Source organism: uncultured Cardiobacterium sp. (assembly GCF_938028185.1).
In the GTDB taxonomy this organism is placed as follows: domain Bacteria; phylum Pseudomonadota; class Gammaproteobacteria; order Cardiobacteriales; family Cardiobacteriaceae; genus Cardiobacterium.
Window position 1 is genome coordinate 1 of sequence record NZ_CALJAH010000101.1, and the last position, 2,763, is coordinate 2,763.

1 protein-coding gene and 1 pseudogene are annotated in these 2,763 nt (G+C 63.2%); both read left to right on the plus strand.

Annotated elements, in window-relative coordinates; all coding sequences use genetic code 11:
- Positions 1-1,459, plus strand: a pseudogene (locus Q0349_RS03250) (bifunctional [glutamate--ammonia ligase]-adenylyl-L-tyrosine phosphorylase/[glutamate--ammonia-ligase] adenylyltransferase); the annotation flags it as partial.
- Positions 1,460-1,721: 262 nt separating this feature from the next.
- Positions 1,722-2,633, plus strand: a complete 912-nt coding sequence (locus Q0349_RS03255; RefSeq protein WP_298079444.1) for a peptidylprolyl isomerase — start codon at positions 1,722-1,724, stop codon at positions 2,631-2,633.
- The last annotated feature ends 130 nt before the right edge of the window (positions 2,634-2,763 follow it).

Consider the following 2,763-nt stretch of genomic DNA (forward strand, 5'->3'; position numbering starts at 1 on the left):
TGACGACCCGCGCCTCGCCCGCTGGCTCGAACAAACCCTGCCCGACGCCGCCGTCCGCGCCCCCGTCGCCGCCCGCCTTGCCGCCTGGGCACGCGACACCAACTGGCACCGCCTGCCGCAGACTACCCACAAACGCCTCGCCCACATCCTCCCCGCCATCCTCCAGCACAGCCAGCAGGACGGCCGCTGGCACGGCCTCGGCGGAATGCTTGACCTCATCAGCGCCATCAGCGGCCGCAGCAGCTACATCACCATGCTCGCCGAACAACCCGCGCTCATCGCCCACCTGCACAACATTGCCAACAGCGCCGTCTGGCTCATCCAGTACATCGCCGCGCACCCGCTCGTGCTGGACGACATCACCAACAACCGCCGCCTGCCGCAGGGCAAAGACGCCCTCGCGCAAGACCTCGCCGCGCGCCTGCAAAACATCGACGACGAAGAAACCTGGCAACACGCGCTGCGCGACTACAAACACGTCCAGACCTTCAAAACCGCCTGGGCGGACACCCACGGCCACCTGCCGCTGATGCAAGTGAGCGACCAACTGAGCCACATCGCCGAAACCACCCTGCAAGCCGCGCTCAACCACGCCGAAGCCACCCTGCGCGGCAAACACGGCACCCCGCGCAAAGCCGACGGCAGCCCGGCAGAAATCACCATCATCGGCTACGGCAAACTGGGCGGACTCGAACTCGGCTACGGCTCCGACCTCGACCTCGTATACCTCTACGACGACGGCGACAGCCAGGGCATGACCGACGGCGCGAAACCCATCGATAACCAGCAGTACTACAGCCGCCTCGCGCAGCGCACCACCAACCTCCTCGGCGCGCCAAGCAGCAACGGCATCACCTACGACATCGACACCCGCCTCCGCCCCGGCGGCGCAAGCGGCCTGCCCGCGCACAGTATCCAGGGCTTTGCCCGCTACCAGCGCGAAAACGCCTGGACGTGGGAACACCAGGCACTGACCCGCAGCCGCCCGGTGGCAGGCAGCGCCGCGCTCGCTGCACGCTACAACGAACTGCGCCAACAAATCCTCACCCTGCCCGCCCCGCCCGACCTGCGCGCACAAATCCTTGCCATGCGCGAAAAAATGCACGCCAACCACCCCGACCCGGCCGACGGCAGCTTCCACCTCAAACAAGGCGCGGGCGGCCTCATCGACATCGAATTCATCGTGCAATACCTGCTCTTGGCGCACGGCGCGGAAGAGCCGGTACTGTGCCGCATGAGCGACAATATCCGCCAACTGGCGGCGCTGGAAGCGACCGGCATCCTCACCTCGTCGCAGGCGATGACCCTGCGCGATGCCTACCGCAAACTGCGCTTCGAGACGCACCACCGCCAACTGAACGACACCGACAACCACGTCCCGGCACGCGAATGGCAACCACTGCGCGAGCAAGTGATTGCCATCTGGCAGGACGTCTTTACCGAAAACCCGACGTCATAGGAAGCGCCTTGGCACAGCCGTAACCGTCCGCAGAATTTGAAAACGAGGCGGTTACGCGCACGCGCCAAGCGCACAAGACAAACACACCAAGAGAGCCCTTTTCATCAGCAAATACCGCCACAAAAACACCACAAACAACCTAAAAACCCCAAAACTATTCTTAAAACCACAAAAATCCCCCAAACCCTATTGACGCTCCCGCGTCTATCGCGTAGCTTGGCCCGGGCCACGATTTGCTGGCTCAACCGTTGAGGCTCAAACCATGAAAAAAACCGTACTCGCCCTGACCTGTGCCGTTCTTTGCACCGCGCCCGCCCTCGCCGAAGAAGCGAAAAAGCCCTACCGCAGCACGGACGACATCATCGCCAGCGCTCCGGCGGACGCCTGGCGCAGCGTTGACCCTGCCAACCTGCTCTACATGCAGCTGGACAAAGGCACCGTCATCTACGAACTCGCCCCCGACTTCGCACCGGAACACGTCGCGCAAATCCGCATGCTGGCGCAGAAACACTTCTGGGACGGCCTCAGCATCTACCGCGTGCAAGACAACTACGTCACCCAGTTCGGCGACCCCAACGTCGATACCGACAAACAAAAACCGTTGCCCGCCGAGGCCAAAAAACTCCCGGCAGAATTTGAGCGCCCGCTGCAAGGGCTGAACTTCACCGCCCTGCCCGATCCGGACGGCTGGTCGGAAAAAGTCGGCTTTGCCGACGGCTTCCCGGTCGCCAGCGAAAAAGACAGCGCCTGGATAGCCCACTGCTACGGCATCCTCGGCGCCGGTCGCGATAATCCGCCGGACAGCAGCAACGGTACCGAGCTGTACGTCGTCATCGGCCAATCGCCGCGCCACCTGGACCGCAACATCACCCTTGTCGGCCGCGTCCTGCAAGGCGTAGAGCTGCTCAGCTCACTGCCGCGCGGCGGCGGCAACGACGGCGGTTACATGGGCTTCTACCAAGACCCGAAAGAATACACACCGATTAAAAGCATCCGCTTGGGCAGCGAAGTGCCGGAAAACGAGCGCGTGCCGCTGCAAGTGATGAAGACCGACAGCCAGAGCTTTGCCGACGTCGTCGAATCGCGGCGTAACCGCGGCGGCGACTGGATTGTCCGCCCGGCAGGCCATACCGACGTCTGCAACATCACCGTGCCGGTACGCCGCGCGCCTTGAGCGCTGGGGTATCGCCCATAAAAAACGCCGCATGATGCGGCGTTTTGTTTTTTAGCCTGAATGCTTAGGGCGTGTTTGCATTTCAGCGGATAAGCCCCTCTCTCGCTACGCGAGCAATGCTTGTCCCGGT